We start from the raw sequence: 18,220 nt of genomic DNA, 5'->3' as shown, positions 1-18,220 counted from the left end.
GGGTTAACCCACCCGATGCTGATAAAGAACATCGAGGGCCGACGGTTCGGAGTCGGGCGTATTGTCGCTGGTCTCAATGGCAGGCAACTTAACCGCACTGGGCGATGCTACCGCCTTGGCAACAGGCGCTTTTCCCCCTACCAACACATACCATTCGGCTTCAGTAAGATAGTGCTGGCACCAGCGGCTCAAGCCATCGGCTACCGTTTCGCGAGGGCAGTCACCGCCGCGAAACGCGCTGGCCAAGTGCAGCAAATCTTGACGCGCAGTGCGGGCGCGGGCGTTGCCCCCGTGCACTTTAGAGAGCGGGCAGCGTCGGTCATAGGCCGCGTTGGTGAGGGCATTTAGCCAACGCTCCACTTCATGTGCCTGAATACCGCCGTAAACTGCCACGTGCCGCTCCCGCGTTGAACGATCAAGATAAAAAAGAGATAACGACCTATAGCATAGGCCAAAAAGGCATAAGACTGCCCGAATTTCGTGCAACTGTCACCTTAATGCCTTATTTCACGCCCTGTATAGCCTCCTCAAAACCTTGCAATACGTTCACCACGTTGATCCCGATATCCTCAACGGCATAGCCCCCTTCCATCAAAAACACGCAGGGTAGCCCAGCGGCGGCAAGGCGCTTACCTAGGGCAATAAAGTCGGCGTGTTGAAAGGTAAAGGCGCTGATCGGGTCGCCTTCAAAGATATCCACGCCCAGCGACACCACCAGCAATTCACACTCCTCCTGGTGAATACACGCCAGCGCCTCATCTAACGCAGCCATCCATGTGGCGACGGAGGTGCCCGGTGGCAGCGGGTAATTGATCGTGAAACCTTCACCTGGGCCTTCGCCGGTTTCATCGGCGTAGCCTGAGAAGTAGGGGAAGGTCACGTCCGGGTCGCCGTGGAGCGAGGCGAACAGCACATCGTCACGGCGATAGAAGATCTGCTGGGTGCCATTGCCGTGGTGAAAATCCACATCCAGAATCGCGACACGGCGCTTGCCTGCGTTTAGTGCGCGCTGGGCGGCGATGGCGGCATTGTTAAAAAAGCAGTAGCCGCCAAACTGGTCCACCGCCGCGTGGTGGCCCGGCGGTCGGCACAAGCCAAAGGTCGGCTCGCCAGTGGCGAGGGTATGGTCGATTGCCGCCAGCGCGGTGTCTTTACTCGCCAGGGCAGCGGCAAAGGTGCCTTCCGTAATGGAAGTTTCGGCAGCCAGGGCGTAGTAGCCCAACTGGCCGCTCACCGATTGGGGAATGCGGTCGCCGCGCATCGTACGTGCAGGCCAAATGTTGGGAATCGCTTCCCCTGCGTGGCCTGCCGATTGCCACGCCTGCCAGCAGTTCTCCAGGAACGCCACGTAACCCGCGTCATGCACTTCCAGCACCGGCGCAAGCCCGTAGTCGTTTGGCGTGCGTACTTCAAACGAGGCGTTGCTCAACGCCGCGAGCACCAAATCCATTCGTTCAGGGCATTCAAAGGGGGTGACTAATGCGCCATCGTGCAGTTCACTACGGGCTTGACGTCGACGGCTACCTTCCGAAAAAAACGTTAACATTGACACTCCTATTGATGGCTAACCGTTAGCCCCTGGATTCATAGAATAAGCGCACCACTTACTCACTTGAGAGCACTGGCAACTGATCGAATTGTGCTTGCCACTTATCCGCTAAAAAATCTATACGAGAGAGATACTCGTCCAACGGCAAGGGTGGCGATAATCCGTAACCCTGTAAATAATCAATGCCTAATGCTTCCAGCAACATAACTTGCCTGTCGTTTTCGACAAACTCTGCCACCACACCTACTGCCAATTGTTGCGCCAGTGTACAGGTTGCCCTGACGACTTCACGGTCAAACGCTGAACTCTCAAGATCGCGAATAAACGCGCCATCTATTTTAAGCTCTTGGGCATGATACTGTTTGAGATAAGCAAAAGTAGCCCGCCCTGTGCCGAAATCGTCAATCGCTAGGCGTACTCCCATGCGCTGTAATTGTTGCAGGCTCAGTGATGCTGCTTGGGTATCTTGAATCGTGGCACTTTCCGTCAGTTCTAAACAGAGTCGCTGAGGAGGCCATTCATAGCGGCTCATTAACTCGCCTACCACATCCACCAACCAATCACAGTTCAACGAGTCTCCCGATAAGTTCACCGATACGCTGTTCAACCGATGGCCGTTAGGATGTTGCGATAAAGCAAACAGGGTATTTTCTAACACCCATCGATCTACCTGCGGCATCAGGCCGAAGGTTTCAGCAATGGGCAAAAAAGCCTGTGGCGATAACACATGACCATCAAGAGATTGCCAGCGTAGCAGTATCTCGCAGCGACACTGCGTTGGCTCACGCCGTGACACGATTGGCTGCGCATACAGCAACAGCTTACCCTGGCGTGTATCCCCACCTAACGCTGCGCGTAGCCGGTGTATCCAGGCCGCCTCCTGACTCTGCTGAGCAATTAACTCGGCAGTCGTACCATGATAATGGTAGAGCGCTTCCTGAGGGTTCCTCTGTGCATGGCGGCAGGCGGTGAGCAGAAGTGCCGCCATACTGGAAAACTCTGACACCTGAACGTTCGGTAGCATCACCACCGTGATACCAAGGTGGGGGCCGGGAATTGCCATGCCGCTTCTTTCACTGCTCAGCTGAGTCGCTAAGCGTTCTGCTAACGTGCGGTGTTGGGCGTTAGGGGCGCTATTCATGACCAAGGCAAATAGACCGGGCCGCAATCTCGCTATTGTGACTATGTCGGCAGCGTTCTGGGAGCGCAGTTGATCCGCTATTTGTCGCTCGATGCGCTGTACTGTGTCATCCCCCACCAGCGCCACGAGTTCATCCGTGTATGGCAGCTGTATACCGATCACGCTCACATGCTCAAGCGACAAATGCTGCGCTAACTCTGCCACTCCTAGCTCGTTTGCAAGACCGGTTACCGGGTCTTTGAGCCGAAGCAGCGTCAAGCGGCGGCTAGCGGCTTCTGCACTGCGCACTGACTCAATCGATAAAAAGCCCACCAAACTCGCGATAAAGATGACCCACTGCCGACTTAACCAGGCCAATACATCCAGGGAAGCCGCAGGCTGCGTCGCAAGCGACACATTGACCAGCAGCCAAAACGTCACAAACAAAGCGATGGCTGTGCGGGCCAACGCCGAGGGCAGCCAGTACACGGCCATGATCGGTACCATCACCGCTAGGTAAGGCGCACCTAAGTGCCAAAGTGTGGTGCCATTGCCTAATTGAAGCAGTACGAGCAGCGCGGATATGGCAACGCCCATCCATAGCCATAATGGCCAGTGCTTGAGATTGATACTCAGAAAGGTACTTTTTACGCCATAGTGACAGACCTGCTGGGCAAGTGGGGCAAACAGCAGCACGGACACAGTTTCAGAGAGCCATAGCGCCATCCACAACCGCTGGCTAGGCGGGCCATCACTAAACTGCCATGCGCCTAGCCCAGCAAATACGCTGGCACTCATGAGTGCGATAAGAGGCACGGCCAATAACCGTCGCGCACGATCTCGCCTAACGTGTTGCTGGAGAGAGTTGGATAACCATGCCACCCACAGCAGCATCAACACAAAGGCCGTCATGCCGACGATAATGTCACCGATACTATCGCCGCGTACGACATTCCAAACCAAAGCGGCCAGCGTAAAGGCAGGTACCCAACGTAGGCCACCCACTAAAATAGCGCCATACGCAAGGGCATTGGCCGCCCAGATCGGCGATATCGGCAGTGTACTATCCATCGGCGGGAAGAGCAGCGTTGTGGTCACGGCGGCTAACCACCAAGTGGCAAATGCCAAGCAAGATGGGATAAGCGTTCGCTTAGTTAGCCATTCACCGTGGATATGACGTCTCATCCGCATCAATTGCTCCCTCTATGTCAGCGCTAACGCTCAACAACGTCAGAACAAGCTAAACCATTTATTCAGGCTGTGCTGCTCCTATCCCACGGCTCAATGAACTTTAACTCAACGCAGCAGGCCACTTGGCTGCCCAACGGCGCTTTTGGTCGGGGGTTTGCTGTTTTAACTGATATTCTGCTCGGCTGGCAGCGGCGCGGTCAGCAAAGGGTTGCGCCCCGAGCAGCGCCAGCGGTGGGTTTGCCCGCGTATAACGCGCGCCTTTCCCTGTCGCGTGGGCGTGATAGCGCTTGGCAAGATTGTTGGTGATCCCCACGTAGGTACCGCGCTGGCACTCTAGCAAGTAGAGGTACCATTGAGGGGCTTGGCTATGGTCCATGGTGACTCATTGATTAACGGGAGTGGTATTGACTTCCTGAGCAGCCAGCAGGCTCTCAAGCTCCGCCAATGGCATGGGCTTGGCCAGTCCAAAGCCCTGAAACCCATCGCAATGGTAGGTGAGAAGACGCTGATGCTGCTCGCTGGTTTCCACGCCTTCAGCCACGACATTTAAGCCTAAGTGATGCGCCATTGAGATGATCCCCTGAACGATGGCGGCGTCGTCGCTGCTGTTGGTGAGTTCGTGAATAAAACTGCGGTCAATTTTTACAGTGCTGATGGGCAAATGCTTTAGGTAGCTCAGGCTTGAGTAGCCGGTGCCAAAATCATCGATGGAAACGCTCACTTGCATGCTGCGCAGCGCATGTAGGATTTCGATGGCGGACGCCGTGTTGTCCATCAAAATGCCCTCGGTCAGTTCGAGGGATAGCTGCTCGGCGGGTAGGCCGGTATCGGCCAGGGTTTGGCGCAGCGTGGCCAAGAAGCTTTCGCGATGGAACTGCAGCGGCGAGAGATTGACCGCGACGCGCAGCGCCCCCAAGCCGCTGCGCTGTAGTGCCAGCATATCTTGGCAAGCACGCTGCAACACCCACTCGCTGATCGGCATGATTTGCCCGGTGGCTTCCGCCAGCGGAATGAAGCGTGCCGGCGAAATATAGCCCTTGCTCGGATGCGGCCAGCGCAGCAGTGCCTCTACACTGGCAATCTTGCCTTGCCGGTCCATGATGGGTTGGTAGTGCAGCTCAAATCCTTGATGATCGATGGCTTCTTGCAAATCATTGCGCAAACTTACCCGCTCACTGGCGATGTCGTTAATATCGCTACTAAACCAAGCGTAGGCGTTGCGCCCTTGCTGCTTGGCTTTGTACATCGCCATATCTGCCTGCTGAATGAGCGTTTGCGGCAGCGGCGTATCGGGCTGGCTCATGGCAATACCCACGCTGGCGGTCAAATAAAGCTCATGGCCGTCAATGCAGTAAGGCTTAGCCAGTGAGGGCAACAAACGCTCTGCCACTTCGACTACCTGCCTTGCATCGCCTGTGTTTGTAATCAGCAGGACAAACTCATCCCCTCCTAAGCGAGCCACGGTGTCGTGTTGGCGCAGCCCCGCACGCAAGCGCTTGGCGACTTCCACCAGAACGCTGTCCCCCACCGCATGCCCTAGCGTGTCATTGATGGGTTTGAAATCATCCAGATCCACAAATAGCACGCTGATGCGCTCTGCACTCCCTTGCACAGCCGCAAACTGTTTGCACAGGGTTTCTTCAAACATCATGCGGTTAGGAAGACGCGTCAAATCATCATGGTTGGCGTGGTACGCTAATCGTGCCTCGTAAGCTTTGTGTTTTGAAATATCGTGCTGAATACCGACAAAATGAGTGACGCGCCCCGCATCGTCGCGCACCGGGGCGACATATAAATCATTCCAGAAAGTTGTTCCATCTTTGCGGTAGTTACTTAAAGTGACATGGGTTTCACGCTGTGCTTGAATACCCATCCGCAGTCTTGTGACCATCACTGGATCACTATCGGGGCCTTGCAGAAAACGGCAGTTTTGCCCAAGCACCTCGTTTTGTGAATAGCCGGTTATAACGCTAAAAGCTTGGTTAGCATACACAATGGGTAAATCAGGTTGGCTTGCATCCGCTATCAATACGCCATTAACGCTAGCTTCGACACTACGCTCTAGTGTTCTCAACCTTGCTTGCTGCTGACGCTTTACAGTTATATCTTGCGCAATACCATAGACACCTACAATACTTCCGTTTACCGTAATAGGTAGGTTAATGAGATCCAGCGTACGGGCTTCGGCTTCGCGATCTGTAATAGTGACTTCATAACGCTTAATCCCCCCCTCTAAGACCTGTTGAAAGCAGTCCTTAATATGCTCAAGCTCAGAAGCAGCAACAAAATCAGCAAAATGTCGCCCAATAATCTCAGCTAGTGGGTAACCGGTAATATCTTCACAGGTGGTATTGGCGGTTTGAAAGCAGCCTTGCTGATCTAAGGAAAACACAGCGTCTGGATGATGAACAAACAGCGAACGATAGCGCTGCTCACTCTCTTCCAATGAGTGGCGTGCAGCTGCCAGTTCTCGAGTGCGGGCAATACTTGCTCCCACAACCCCTACACTGAAAGCCAACAGCCAGCTCATAACGAGCCCGCCTATAGCCACACTCATAGGAATCACGCCTAACAAGTACCAGTTATGGTGCTGGCCGGGATATGCACGCAGCATCAAGTTCACACCACCGGGAAGCCCAGTGAGTCGGGTGGCAAGCGGACTGGAAGGCAGACGATCATCCCTCACAGCAAAACCCGATGGGTGCAAGACCATCAACCTTTCCCCATCCCGACTGACGTCCACCTGGAAAGGCCCCAACGTCAAGCTCAGCTCATTATTCAGCAAGGTACTTAAATCCATAGCTGCCAACAGCTGTTGAGACTTTTTTTGCACAGGTAAAGCCATCAGCATCATTCTGCGCTGCTCGTTATCGGGGATCAGCAAACGCGGACGGTTGAACGGAATATTTAACCAGGACGTCACACGGGGACTTTCCAACTGGTTTAACAACCATGTATCGCTATTGTGTTGGCGCCCTTGAGTCCAAACAATGTTGCCTTGGGTATCTATTAGTGTGATGGCGTTTAAACTGAGAGTGTCGCGAAAATAACTCTGCGCATCTTGGATAAGCAAATTATCAAGCTGAAAAACTGATATCTCATTCAGTCGCTCAGCCATACGCTGCATTAGCTGAAGTCTTGCCGACACGGCCTGCTCGGCATTCAGCTGCACGTTATCCAGCAAATAACTCGCCTGCTGCTCAATAGTGGAACGCTGATTAAGGCTTAACAACAGCCACGCTAGACTACTCACCAATACGCCTGTCAAGCCTACTAGTACCGTCAGCCGGCCAGGTCTTAGACGCTCTGACCGACAGCGCCAACTGGCTACCACGAGAGCCGTGCCTAGCAAAACAATGAAGATCAGTACAGCAAGGGGAGATGAGGAAAACAGTGGTTCATTCCCTTCATCAGTGCTCCACAGGCGCATCACTACAAAACCACCAAAAAGTAACACGCCATAGCCGGTGACACGCCAATAGCGGCGACACGCAACACTCTCTACGCCAACCCAGAGGCACCCAGAAATCCATAAAAGAATCAGCGCAGCAATGCTGGTCATACGCGGCGCTTGTGTTACCAACGACGTTGCTACATCGTGGTCTAAATAGTTATGAATCAACGTATAAAACAGGAGAGCCGACAGCCCAGCTGTGCTGAGCAGTCGCAACCATCGCCACTGACAAAGCGTTGCCAGGAGGCTAATACCAATCAACACCGTCACTAGTGAAGCATCGGGAACCAGCATTGGCCCAAACAATGTTTTGGGTAGCCAGACACCCACTAATAAACTAGCCCCTCCCATAAAAAGCAGTGTGGCCGAGGCAATTAATAGCAGCGTTTCGGCTGCAAGATCACGCGAATTTAGCGGCAATCACACTATCCTCTAAAGCAGCGGCCGGTTATCTAGCGCTCGAACGCCATACTGGTTGCAAGTTTCTGTAGCTGGTCATACTGCGTATCAAGATAACGGCTATATGCTGCTAGTGGTAGGAATTCAACGCTGGAGCCATAGGTATACTGTATTAGATCCATGAGCTCTGGCTGCTTAAGGGCGTGCTCGAACGCACTGGCCAAACGCTCTAAACGCTCTGGAGGAGTATTAAGCGGAGCAAACAAGCCACGATTAGTGGTATTGGTCATCTCGATACCCTGTTCAATCAACGTTGGCACTTCTGGCAGTGCTGCCAGCCGTGTCTCGCTAGCAACGCCAAGCGGCACCAGCGCTCCACTGCTAAACAAGGGCCCTGCCGAGGGTAAATTAAGCATGGCAACATCCAACTCGCCGCCGATTAAGGCCACTATTTGTGAAATGGTATCTGGATAGTTGACAAACTGAATATCGGTCTCCGCGATACCACTTTGTTCAAAAAAGTGCAGCCAAAAAAAGTGGTCAGTTGAATTAGCAATGATACCGATGTGCAGATCGCCCGGCTGCTGCTGCGCTAGCGCCACTAAATCACTCGCTTGGGTGAGTGAATGACCGGCCGACGTGGTGGGTATATTCACCGTACGGGTAAGCAGTGCCACGGGGGCAAACGCTTCGTGTGAGTAATCAGACAGTCCGGCGATATTGGCAAGATCAATGGTTTGGTGACTACCTAGCAGAGTGTAACCGTCTGCGGGCGACTGTTTCACAAACTGAGAGCCAAGCGTGGCACCATTACCCGGCATATTCACGGTAATAATGGCGGTATTTAGATACGCCTGCGCGCGCTCAGCAATGGCTCGAAACAGAATATCCGTAGGACCTCCCTCACCATAAGGGACTACTAACGTAATATCCGAGGTTGGAAAAGAGGCGTCGTTTGAGTCGCTGTTGGCGTCAGCAGTGACCGTCAACATAACCAATAGGAAAGCGCTTATCATCGCGATACGCGCAACCGCACCAGTTCCCATCATCTCCCTTTCAAGCCAAGCGCTCATTTTTTATACCTCACGCTACTTAGCCATTGTTATTTATGCCCTGCAACATACCTTTAATTTGCGTTTGCTACCACAGGGGCAAGGCTCATTGCGACCCGGTTTTAAACGCATGACGCTGGGCGTACCATCCACATACCACCAGCGCCCCTCTTCCCTTATAAACCGCGACGCTTCCTCTAACACGTGCCAGCCGCCGGGCTCGCGAAAGGTGGCGCGAAACTGCACGGTACCTTGGTCGTTTTGCGCATTGGGCGCTGCCACAATCTCAAGCGCGACCCATTGGGTATCAGGGTCGGCCGGTAGCTGCTGAGGGCGGGTTGTGGGGTGCCACGTCGCTAGCAAATAGTCACGCTGATTCAACGCGAAGGCGGTGTAACGTGAGCGCATCAGCGCTTCGGGCGTTGGTGGTAAAGCAGGCCCTTGATGGTAGGGCTGGCAGCAGGCGTCAAAAGGTGTATCGCTACCGCATGGGCAACTTTTAAGCGATGGCTGAGTCATAGCAGTGGCTCTGGCTTATGCATTTAATGGGCGCTGTAGATGTTTTGTTTCGGTATTAGCCCTGAGAAGGGTATAGTAGCAGAGCAAGATCCCTAGACAGACGGAGTACGACAACACGATCGATCATTCTTTCCAAACGCAGTGGAGGTTCTCCTATGAAGGTTTACAAACCGGAATGGCAGTGCACGTTTAGCGTAAACGAAGGCGCGGAAGAATCAGCAAATTGGAAAGAGAGAATCGCGTGGCGGCTTAGAGAGTTTGCCGACCGGCTTGAAGGCGGCGGCCGCACGATAAAAATTGACTGCAGCGTCTCGCCACAGGTGAGCCGTGATGACGTTGATACCTGCTTGGGAAAAGGGTTTGAAGTCACCCAACGACTGCTAACCCAGCTTGCCCAGCAGCAGGCGTGCGAAGATGTGATGCGCCATGCGAAAGCAGAGCTTTACGAAGAGCAGCATCAGCACTAACAGCCAGACCGTAAGCGTCTTAAGAAAACACCCGCCTAATCATACTGGCGGGTGTTTTTTATTGGGCATACATAAACCCGTTAGCCTGAATAGGGCGTTTCCAGGGCGCTGCCTAAGCGCTGCATAAACGCACTGCACTCCTCGAGCTGCGCCGTTTCAATATACTCATCCGGCTGGTGCGCCTGTGCAATACTGCCCGGCCCTAAAATAATGGTTTGTAAACCCTGGCCTTGGAACTGCCCAGCTTCCGTGGCGTAAGCGACCGCGTGCTGGCAGCAGCCGCTAGGCAAATGGTCCTGCGCTAACCGCAGCACCTGCTGATTGTTACGGTCGGCTAGCCCCGGCACCGTTACATTCAGCGGCTCAGTCATGATTTCCACGGTTTTGCCCTGAGCGCTTAACGCCTCACTAAGCGTTGCACAGTAGTCGCTAAAGCGCCCGTACACCTCTTCAAAGGTCTCCGTGGGCAGGTGACGAATCTCCCACTCGAACTGGCACTCCCGTGCCATGATGTTAATGGCCGTGCCGCCTTTGATTTTACCCACATGCAAACTGGTATGCGGCACGTTAAAAGCCTCATCCACGCGCCCCTCTTCCACCAGTGCCGCCATGGTGTCTTCAATAAACGTCACTAGCCTGGCGGCCACGTGGATCGCGGACGTGCCCTGATTCACTTGGCTGCTGTGCGCTTCACGGCCAATCACGGTGGTGCGCAGGTTAGTCGCGCCCTTTTGCGCCACCACCGGCTGCATGCTGGTGGGCTCGCCGACAATCACATGAGCCGTGGTGGAGTAGTGCTCATAAAAGCGTTTGATCAAGCTGGGGGCGCCCACGCAGCCGATCTCTTCATCATAAGAGAAGCCGAAGTAGATCGGCTGCTTCAGCGGTGCCTTCGCCCAGGTAGGCACCATGGCGAGCGCGCTGGCAATAAAACCCTTCATATCGCAAGTGCCGCGCCCATACAAACGGCCATCGCCGCCATCACGCAGGGTGAACGGGTCGCTGCTCCAGGGCTGGCCAGCCACGGGCACTACATCGGTATGGCCAGATAGCATCACGCCGCCGGGGGCATCCGGGCCAATGCGGGCAATCAGGTTGGCTTTGGTACCGCAGGGGCTCATTACCCGCTCGGAGCTAACGCCGTAGTCGGCTAAATAGCGCTCAACAAACTCAATCAGCGCCAAATTCGACTCGCTAGAGGTGGTATCAAACGCCACCAGTTGGGTCAGCAGCGCAGTTACGTTCGTCATGTTCATCTCGTTGGTTAGGCTTTTTAGCCACCCTAGCACCCCGTCTGCCCTTTGCCTACTGAGCGCTACAAGCGTCTCGCCAAACGTTGACCGTCACGACAAGTTCACCGTGCATTCACGAAAACGTCATCTACACTTTCTACTGTTCAGTGCACCCAACAACTTAATAAACGTACTGCGCAGGACCTACAAGGAGCCGTTATGTCTCGTTTCACGTTGCACGCGCTTGCCCTCGGTGTTGCCACCGCCTCGTTCAGCCTCTCTGCTACGGCCGCTACCGAAGTCACCTGGTGGCATGCCATGGGCGGCCAGCTGGGCGAAATCCTGGAAGGCATGACCGAAGAGTTCAACGCTTCTCAAGATGAGTACCGCGTTACCCCCAGCTACCGCGGCAACTATACCGAAACCATGACCGGCGCCATTGCAGCGTTCCGCGCAGGCGAGCAGCCGCATATCCTGCAGGTGTTCGAGGTCGGCACCGGCACTATGATGAACGCCGAAGGGGCGATTTATCCGGTGTATGAGCTGATGGAAGCCCATGGCCGCGCGTTTGATCGCGAAGCCTTCCTGCCCGCCGTGGTGGGCTACTACACCGATACCAACGGCAACATGCTGTCGTTCCCGTTTAACTCCTCCACCCCCATCATGTACTACAACCGTGATGCGTTTGAGGAAGCCGGCCTGGACCCAGAACAGCCGCCGCAAACCTGGAAAGAGGTGGCTGAATACGCTACCCAAATTACCGAATCAGGTGCTGCTAACTGCGGTTTTACCACCTCTTGGCCGAGCTGGGTGATGCTGGAGAACTTCTCCGCCATGCACAACTCACCGTTGGGCACGCTGGAAAACGGCTTTGGCGGCATGGACACAGAGCTGAACTTCAACAACGAGCTGGTCGCCCGCCACTGGGATAACCTGAAAACCTGGCAAGATGCTGGCGCCTTCAAATGGGGCGGCCCCGGTTCTGGCCCAGATGCTGAACCGCTGTTCTACTCCCAAGAGTGTGCGATCTTCTTTGGCTCTTCTGCTTCCCGTGCTGATGTGGCTGCCAACGCCGACTTTGAAGTGGGCTTTGGCATGCAGCCCTACTACGATGACGTAGAAGGCGCGCCGCAGAACTCCATCATTGGTGGGGCAACACTTTGGGCCTTGCAGGGCCACACTGATGACGAATACGCCGCCGTCGCAGCGTTTTTCGAGTACCTCTCTCAGCCGGAAGTACAGGCCGAATGGCACCAGCAAACCGGCTACCTGCCGATTACACAAGCCGCTTGGGATTTGAGCCAAGAGCAGGGCTACTACGATGAGAACCCCGGTGCGGATACCTCGCTGAAGCAGATGACGCTGAACGAGCCTACTGAGAACTCCAAAGGCCTGCGCTTTGGTAACTTCGTACAGATCCGCGACATCATCTCTGAAGAGATGGAAGCAGTGATGACCGGAGGCAAATCAGGCCAGGAAGCGGCCGATGCGGCGGTAGAGCGCGGCAACCAACTACTGCGCGATTTTGAATCCGCGAACCAGTAAGTAAGCACCGGCATCGCCGCCTGCCTTTTGGGCAGGCGGCGATGCCGTTTTTAGTGCCGTCTGTTAATCGCAGGTTTCGTCGCTTATGCAAACCAAACGCATGACCTTTCCAGGGCGCTTTCTGCCCTACGCGCTACTCGCCCCTCAGGTCATTATCACGCTGATTTTCTTTATCTGGCCTGCCGGTCAAGCGCTCTACCAATCGCTGCTCCGTGAAGACGCGTTTGGGATGCGCACCACCTTTGTGGGGCTTGAGAACTTTGCCCGCCTGTTCCGTGACGGCAACTACCTCAACTCACTCTCGGTGACGGTGGTGTTTGCAGTCGGCACGACGCTGCTCTCCATGGCAGTGGCGCTGCTGCTAGCCTGCACGGTGAATCGCATGATTCGCTCGCGCAGCACCTACACCACGTTGCTAGTGTGGCCCTATGCCATTGCCCCCGCCATCGCCGGGGTGCTGTGGTGGTTTATCTTCAACCCCTCCATCGGCATCGTGCCTTACATGCTAGATATGGTGGGCTATCAGTGGAACCACCGCACCTCGGGGGCAGACGCCATGCTGCTGGTGATTTTTGCCGCCGCCTGGAAACAGATCTCCTATAACTTTCTGTTCTTCCTGGCCGGGCTGCAGTCGATCCCCCAATCGCTTATCGAAGCCGCCGCCATTGATGGCGCCAGCCCCATGAAGCGCTTCTGGACCATTGTGTTCCCCCTACTGTCGCCGACCACGTTCTTCCTGATGGTGGTGAACGTGGTGTACGCGATGTTCGATACCTTCGGGATTATTCACGCCACTACCCAGGGCGGCCCCGCCCAGGCCACCAACACGCTGGTGTACAAAGTGTACGCCGATGGCTTTGTCGGCCTGAACCTGGGGTCATCCGCCGCGCAGTCGGTGATTTTGATGGTGATTGTGGTCGCACTCACGGTGGTGCAATTCCGCTTTATTGAGCGCCGGGTGAACTATTAGCCGCAGGCTGACTGCTGGAGTCTTGTCATGGTTGAAAATCGTCCCTGGGCGAACTTTTTTGCCCACTTAACGCTGATGGTAGGCGTCGCGGTGGTGGTGTTTCCCGTCTACGTGGCGCTGGTGGCCTCGACCCAAGCGCCGGGCGACCTGCTGCGCGGCACGCTGCCGATGCTGCCCGGTGCCCACGGCATCGAAAACTTTACCCGCATGTGGCAATCCGGCGTGTCTAACGCGGGCGCACCGCCTGCCGGCACCATGCTATGGAACAGCTTTATCATGGCCATGGCGATTACCGTGGGTAAGCTGTCGATCTCGCTGCTCTCCGCCTTTGCGATTGTGTACTTCCGCTTCCGCTTTCGGATGTTCTTCTTCTGGCTCATCTTTCTTACCCTGATGCTGCCGGTGGAGGTACGCATTATTCCTACCTTCCAGGTAGTCGCGGACCTCAACATGCTCAATAGCTTTGCCGGGCTGTCGATACCGCTCATTGCTTCCGCCACCGCGACGTTTCTGTTTCGGCAGTTTTTTATGACCATCCCCGAAGAGATGCTGGAAGCGGCCCGGGTGGATGGCGCAGGCCCGCTAAAATTCTTCAAAGACATTTTGATGCCGCTATCAATCACCAATATCGCCGCGCTGTTCGTGATCATGTTTATTTACGGCTGGAACCAGTATCTGTGGCCGCTGCTGATCACCACCGACCCGGACTACTACACCATTGTGATGGGCATTCAGCGCATGACCTCTGAAGAGAACCCCCAGTGGCACCTCATTATGGCCGCCGTGGTGATGGCGGCTCTGCCACCGGTATTAGTGATTCTGTTTATGCAACGCCTGTTTGTGAAAGGCCTGACCGAGACGGAGAAATAACCATGGCCAGCATTACCTTGGAAGGGCTGAAAAAAACCTACGCGGGCAACGTGGCGGCGGTCAAAGGGGTCGATTTACACATTCAGGACGGCGAGTTTGTGGTGCTGGTAGGGCCTTCTGGCTGCGGTAAATCCACCCTGCTGCGCATGGTGGCAGGCCTGGAGACCATCACTGAGGGCACCCTCAAAATCGGCGAGCGCGTGGTGAACCAGCTAGAGCCCGCCGAGCGGGATATCGCCATGGTGTTCCAAAACTACGCCCTCTACCCGCATATGACGGTGTACAACAACCTGGCATATGGCCTGAAGAATCGCGGCTTCAAGACAGACGACATCGACCAGCGGGTGCGCACGGCGGCCAAGATGCTGGAGATTGAGGACTTTTTGGAGCGCAAACCACGCAAGCTCTCCGGTGGCCAGCGCCAGCGGGTGGCGATGGGCCGTGCGTTAGTGCGCGAGCCCGCCGCGTTTCTGTTTGACGAGCCGCTCTCTAACCTAGATGCCAAGCTGCGCGTGCAGATGCGCGTCGAGATCAAGCAGCTTCAGCGGCGGTTAAAAACCACCAGCCTCTACGTGACCCACGACCAACTGGAAGCCATGACGCTTGGCGATCGCTTAGTGGTACTAAACGCCGGTCAGATTGAGCAGGTGGGCACCCCGATGGAGATCTACGCCCGCCCAGCCACCATGTTTGTAGCGGAGTTTATTGGCTCCCCCGCCATGAACATGCTGCCGCTGGATTACCTTGCGCAGCAGGATACTCAGGGTGTGCTGAGTCAGTTGCCGAAAGAGACTGATACCGTCGGCATCCGCCCGGACGATATGCAGCTCGCCCCGCCAGCCGCACCCTTTATAACGCTGAACGCTACCTTGATGCTGTTTGAAGCCGCCGGGGCAGAGAGCCATCTCTACGTGAACCTGGCAGGCAGCGACCAACCCACAGTGGTGCGTACCCCAGGCCAGCCGCCGGTCAGCGAAGGTGAAACGCTGCAGGTGTACGTAACCAGCGATGCACTTCACCCGTTCAACAGCACCACCGGCAAGCGCACCGCCCATTAGTACCCAGCGCCTTAGGCGGGTAACAACGTTACTCGCCTAAGGTTACTCGTCTAAGATTACTCACCTAAGGCACGGTCGGTAATGCGCCCTTCAGGCTGATAAAGCACCTCACCAAGCGTCACGATGTGGTCACGCAGCATTTCCCAATCGGTATTGCCCACAATAGTGTTGCGGCCATCGTCATAGGCGGCCCCTAACGCCGCGTGGCTGTCGCCGCCTGCCGCCGTGAAGTTATTGGTCGCCACGGTGTAGGTTTTATCGGGATCAATTGCCTGCATCGCTCCTTCTCGATTCACCTTCAAGCTCACCACACGCTCCCCCACCGGCAAGCGACTATCGAAGACCAGCTCTGTTCCTGCGGAGACCTGCAAAAAACCTCCGTTCTCCTCAGGCGCGTTGGCCAGGGCAATTTCAAAGGTTTCCAGCAGTTCAGCACCTGTCACCTCTAGCAGCGTGAGGCGATTGCCAAACGGCTGCACGGCAATCAGCTCGCCCACCGTTACCTCACCTTCGGGCAGGGCCTCGCGGATACCGCCGCTATTTTGAAACGCCATGATGGTATCGGGAGCCACCCCCTGGGCGGCATAAAGCTGACCATCGGCAATCAGGTTGCCCAGCGCCGTTTCGTTGGCCCGCACGCTTTGTGCATCGCCTTGGCCATGGCGCGGGTTCTCCAGCGTACGAATCGCGGCGGCACCCACCTGCTGGTCGCGCAGCGCCTCTATTGCCTGTGTAAACGGTGCCAGTTGCGCTAGCGCCGCTTCATCCGGCGTGCGCTCTTCGGTGGCGAGCAGCTCTCCCGTTACCTTTTGAACAACGCCCTCTGCATCAAACGTCACCTGCATCACGCCTAAATGCTCGCCATATTCACCGGCCTGGCCGATGGCCGTCGGGGCCTTCGACTCGCCTGCCAAGGTGTGGCTTACCAACGTGGGCGGGGTTACCCGCGTGTGGCTATGGCCGCCAATCACAATATCGATGCCCTCCACCTGCTGGGCTAGCAGCAGGTCATTTCCGGCGCTTGGGTCGCTGTCATAGCCCAAATGTGTGAGCGCAATGATCTTGTTAACTCCTTGGGCTTCAAACGCTGCCACCATGGTTTCAGCCGCTTCCCGGTAGTCGCTGATGGCGACCTCACCAGGGCTGGAAATGGTCTCGCTATCCTGGGTGCTCAGGCCAAAAATACCGATCTGCTCACCACCCTGTTCAACAATCACCCCACCGTAGAGGTGGCCCGACTGGGGCGACGCGCTGACCGTTTCGCCAATGCGCTCAGCAAACTCAGCCGCGCCTGAAAAATCCAGGTTCGCGCCTAGAATCGGGAAATCAGCCTCGGCAAAAAACGCTGCCAATGCCTGATGGCCGCTCTCAGGGTTCCCCAAATCAAACTCATGATTACCGGGCACAAAAGCGTCGTAGCCCATTTGGTTCATAAAGGTCAGCGCATCCTGCCCCTGAAACTCGTTGAAGTAGAGCGTGCCGGAGAAAATATCCCCCGCGTCCAGCAGCAATCCATCGCCATAGGCGGCTTTTGCCTCATTGAGCGTGGTGATTAGCGAAGGGTAAGCATCGGTGCGGCCATGCAGATCGTTGGTGTGAAAAATAGTCAGGGTGAATGTCTGTGCTGAGGCTGCTGGGGCGACTACCCATAGCGCCATCCCTAGCGTAATGGCTGTTCGTAACGCGTGCATAGAAACGCTCCTTGTCGATTGAAGGGGAGGTGCGGCAGAAAGCTTGTCATCTTCACGTGATCATAACGTCATCTTGACTACACCTTAGTGTCACAGTGGCCTGCCACCCTAACGCTGATCAAAACGCCTGCCTTCGCTATCCAGCTGGCAGCGCACACAACAGCACCAGGGAACACACTATGACTAAAACACTATTAACCATCGCCATCGCAGCCGCCACCTTTACGGCCTCTACCGCCCACGCCAATAGCGATTTAAGCAACGTATGCCCTAATCCTATTCGCATGGCCGATACCGGCATTGAAGGCATGGGCCCGCTCGCAGAAGCGTTTGGCCCCTTTGCTGAAGCGTTTGAAGAGACCACCGGCCTCACGCTTGAAATGTTTAGCCTGAGCAACCGCACGGCGGCAGGCACCGCGCTGCAGTATGATGACGTGGACCTGGTGTTTGCAGGCCCGTCTGAGTTCGTCCTGTTCGACCGCGAAAGCGACATTGAAATTCTGTTTGCAATTGAGCGCCCCCACTACGGCAGCAGCTTTTATGTTCCCGCCGATAGCGATATTCAGTCGCTGGAAGACCTGGCAGGCCACCGCGTTGCTTTGAAAGATGTGGGCTCCACCAGCGGCCATATTTTCCCAAGCCAAATGCTGGTTGATGCAGGCCTGGATATTGATCGCGACCTTGAGATCATTATGGCGGGCGATGCCCGTATCGCCGCGCTGGTTAACGGCGATGTGGATGCCATGGGCGGCGGTAACCGCGATATCGAAGAGATCCAGGCGATGGACCCGGACGGCGAATACCGTGTGATTGCCACCAGCGATGTCTTACCCGGTGACCCGGTGGTGATGCGCGGCTCGCTAGACGACGCTTGTAAAACAGCGCTACGCAGCACCCTGGAAGAGAACCGCGACACCCTGTGGAACGCGCTGATTGCCACCGACCGCAACGAAGATAAGTTTTTGAACCGCGACTCTTCGCTGGGCTTTGACCGCACCAATGAAGATTACGATGTCGTGCGTCAGGCCTACGAAGCGGCGGGCATAGCCCTTTAATTCGTTTTCCACCGCTCCCTTTATCGTGATCGCACAGGGACGTGCGTT

15 protein-coding genes are annotated in these 18,220 nt (G+C 55.6%); 6 read left to right on the top strand and 9 right to left on the bottom strand.

Annotation, left to right across the window (positions count from 1 at the left end; translation table 11 throughout):
• Positions 1–3: 3 nt before the first annotated feature.
• From R0J87_RS07325 to R0J87_RS07295, 7 genes are all read right to left on the bottom strand, one after another.
• Positions 4–393, bottom strand: coding sequence for a hypothetical protein (locus R0J87_RS07325; protein ID WP_498885309.1), 390 nt, complete (start codon positions 391–393; stop codon positions 4–6).
• 109 nt (positions 394–502) lie between these two features.
• Positions 503–1,546 (bottom strand): histone deacetylase family protein, encoded by a 1,044-nt coding sequence (locus R0J87_RS07320; RefSeq protein ID WP_498885308.1) that lies wholly within the window; start codon positions 1,544–1,546, stop codon positions 503–505.
• 58 nt (positions 1,547–1,604) lie between these two features.
• A complete protein-coding gene (locus R0J87_RS07315; RefSeq protein WP_498885306.1) occupies positions 1,605–3,860 on the bottom strand; it encodes a sensor domain-containing phosphodiesterase in 2,256 nt (751 codons plus the stop codon).
• Between the two features lie 100 nt (positions 3,861–3,960).
• The gene (locus tag R0J87_RS07310) at positions 3,961–4,236 is read right to left on the bottom strand and encodes a GIY-YIG nuclease family protein (RefSeq protein WP_404464860.1); all 276 of its coding nucleotides are present in this window, start codon (positions 4,234–4,236) and stop codon (positions 3,961–3,963) included.
• A gap of 6 nt (positions 4,237–4,242) precedes the next feature.
• Positions 4,243–7,734, bottom strand: coding sequence for a bifunctional diguanylate cyclase/phosphodiesterase (locus R0J87_RS07305; RefSeq protein WP_498885304.1), 3,492 nt, complete (start codon positions 7,732–7,734; stop codon positions 4,243–4,245).
• A 32-nt stretch (positions 7,735–7,766) separates the two neighbouring features.
• Positions 7,767–8,786 (bottom strand): tripartite tricarboxylate transporter substrate binding protein, encoded by a 1,020-nt coding sequence (locus R0J87_RS07300; RefSeq protein WP_498885302.1) that lies wholly within the window; start codon positions 8,784–8,786, stop codon positions 7,767–7,769.
• Between the two features lie 33 nt (positions 8,787–8,819).
• Positions 8,820–9,284: a YchJ family protein gene (locus tag R0J87_RS07295; protein WP_498885301.1), complete on the bottom strand. Its 465-nt coding sequence runs from the start codon at positions 9,282–9,284 to the stop codon at positions 8,820–8,822.
• A 155-nt stretch (positions 9,285–9,439) separates the two neighbouring features.
• Between R0J87_RS07295 and R0J87_RS07290 the strand changes: the two genes are divergently transcribed.
• A complete protein-coding gene (locus tag R0J87_RS07290) occupies positions 9,440–9,751 on the top strand; it encodes a hypothetical protein (protein WP_404344569.1) in 312 nt (103 codons plus the stop codon).
• Positions 9,752–9,831: 80 nt separating this feature from the next.
• On the opposite strand, the gene argE is transcribed toward R0J87_RS07290, so the two are convergent.
• Entirely contained in the window at positions 9,832–11,001 is a 1,170-nt protein-coding gene (gene argE, locus R0J87_RS07285; RefSeq protein WP_498885299.1) for an acetylornithine deacetylase, read from the bottom strand.
• 201 nt (positions 11,002–11,202) lie between these two features.
• Here argE and ugpB point away from each other — a divergent pair, with 201 nt between their 5' ends.
• The 4 genes from ugpB (at position 11,203) to R0J87_RS07265 (ending at position 15,426) form a co-directional block, all read left to right on the top strand.
• On the top strand, positions 11,203–12,528 hold the full coding sequence (gene ugpB / locus R0J87_RS07280; RefSeq protein WP_498885297.1) for a sn-glycerol-3-phosphate ABC transporter substrate-binding protein UgpB: 1,326 nt from the start codon (positions 11,203–11,205) through the stop codon (positions 12,526–12,528).
• An 85-nt stretch (positions 12,529–12,613) separates the two neighbouring features.
• Positions 12,614–13,498, top strand: a complete 885-nt coding sequence (gene ugpA / locus R0J87_RS07275; RefSeq protein ID WP_404344566.1) for a sn-glycerol-3-phosphate ABC transporter permease UgpA — start codon at positions 12,614–12,616, stop codon at positions 13,496–13,498.
• A 27-nt stretch (positions 13,499–13,525) separates the two neighbouring features.
• The gene (gene ugpE, locus R0J87_RS07270) at positions 13,526–14,368 is read left to right on the top strand and encodes a sn-glycerol-3-phosphate ABC transporter permease UgpE (protein WP_159340695.1); all 843 of its coding nucleotides are present in this window, start codon (positions 13,526–13,528) and stop codon (positions 14,366–14,368) included.
• A gap of 2 nt (positions 14,369–14,370) precedes the next feature.
• Positions 14,371–15,426: a sn-glycerol-3-phosphate import ATP-binding protein UgpC gene (locus R0J87_RS07265; RefSeq protein ID WP_498885296.1), complete on the top strand. Its 1,056-nt coding sequence runs from the start codon at positions 14,371–14,373 to the stop codon at positions 15,424–15,426.
• A 56-nt stretch (positions 15,427–15,482) separates the two neighbouring features.
• On the opposite strand, the gene R0J87_RS07260 is transcribed toward R0J87_RS07265, so the two are convergent.
• Positions 15,483–17,117, bottom strand: a complete 1,635-nt coding sequence (locus R0J87_RS07260) for a bifunctional metallophosphatase/5'-nucleotidase (RefSeq protein WP_498885295.1) — start codon at positions 17,115–17,117, stop codon at positions 15,483–15,485.
• A 179-nt stretch (positions 17,118–17,296) separates the two neighbouring features.
• Between R0J87_RS07260 and phnD the strand changes: the two genes are divergently transcribed.
• Positions 17,297–18,172: a phosphate/phosphite/phosphonate ABC transporter substrate-binding protein gene (phnD, locus tag R0J87_RS07255; RefSeq protein ID WP_404344563.1), complete on the top strand. Its 876-nt coding sequence runs from the start codon at positions 17,297–17,299 to the stop codon at positions 18,170–18,172.
• Positions 18,173–18,220: the final 48 nt, after the last annotated feature.

This window comes from Halomonas sp. SIMBA_159 (assembly GCF_046536035.1).
Taxonomy (GTDB): Bacteria; Pseudomonadota; Gammaproteobacteria; order Pseudomonadales; family Halomonadaceae; genus Vreelandella; species Vreelandella venusta_A.
This window is presented reverse-complemented; position numbering and strand designations above follow the sequence as displayed.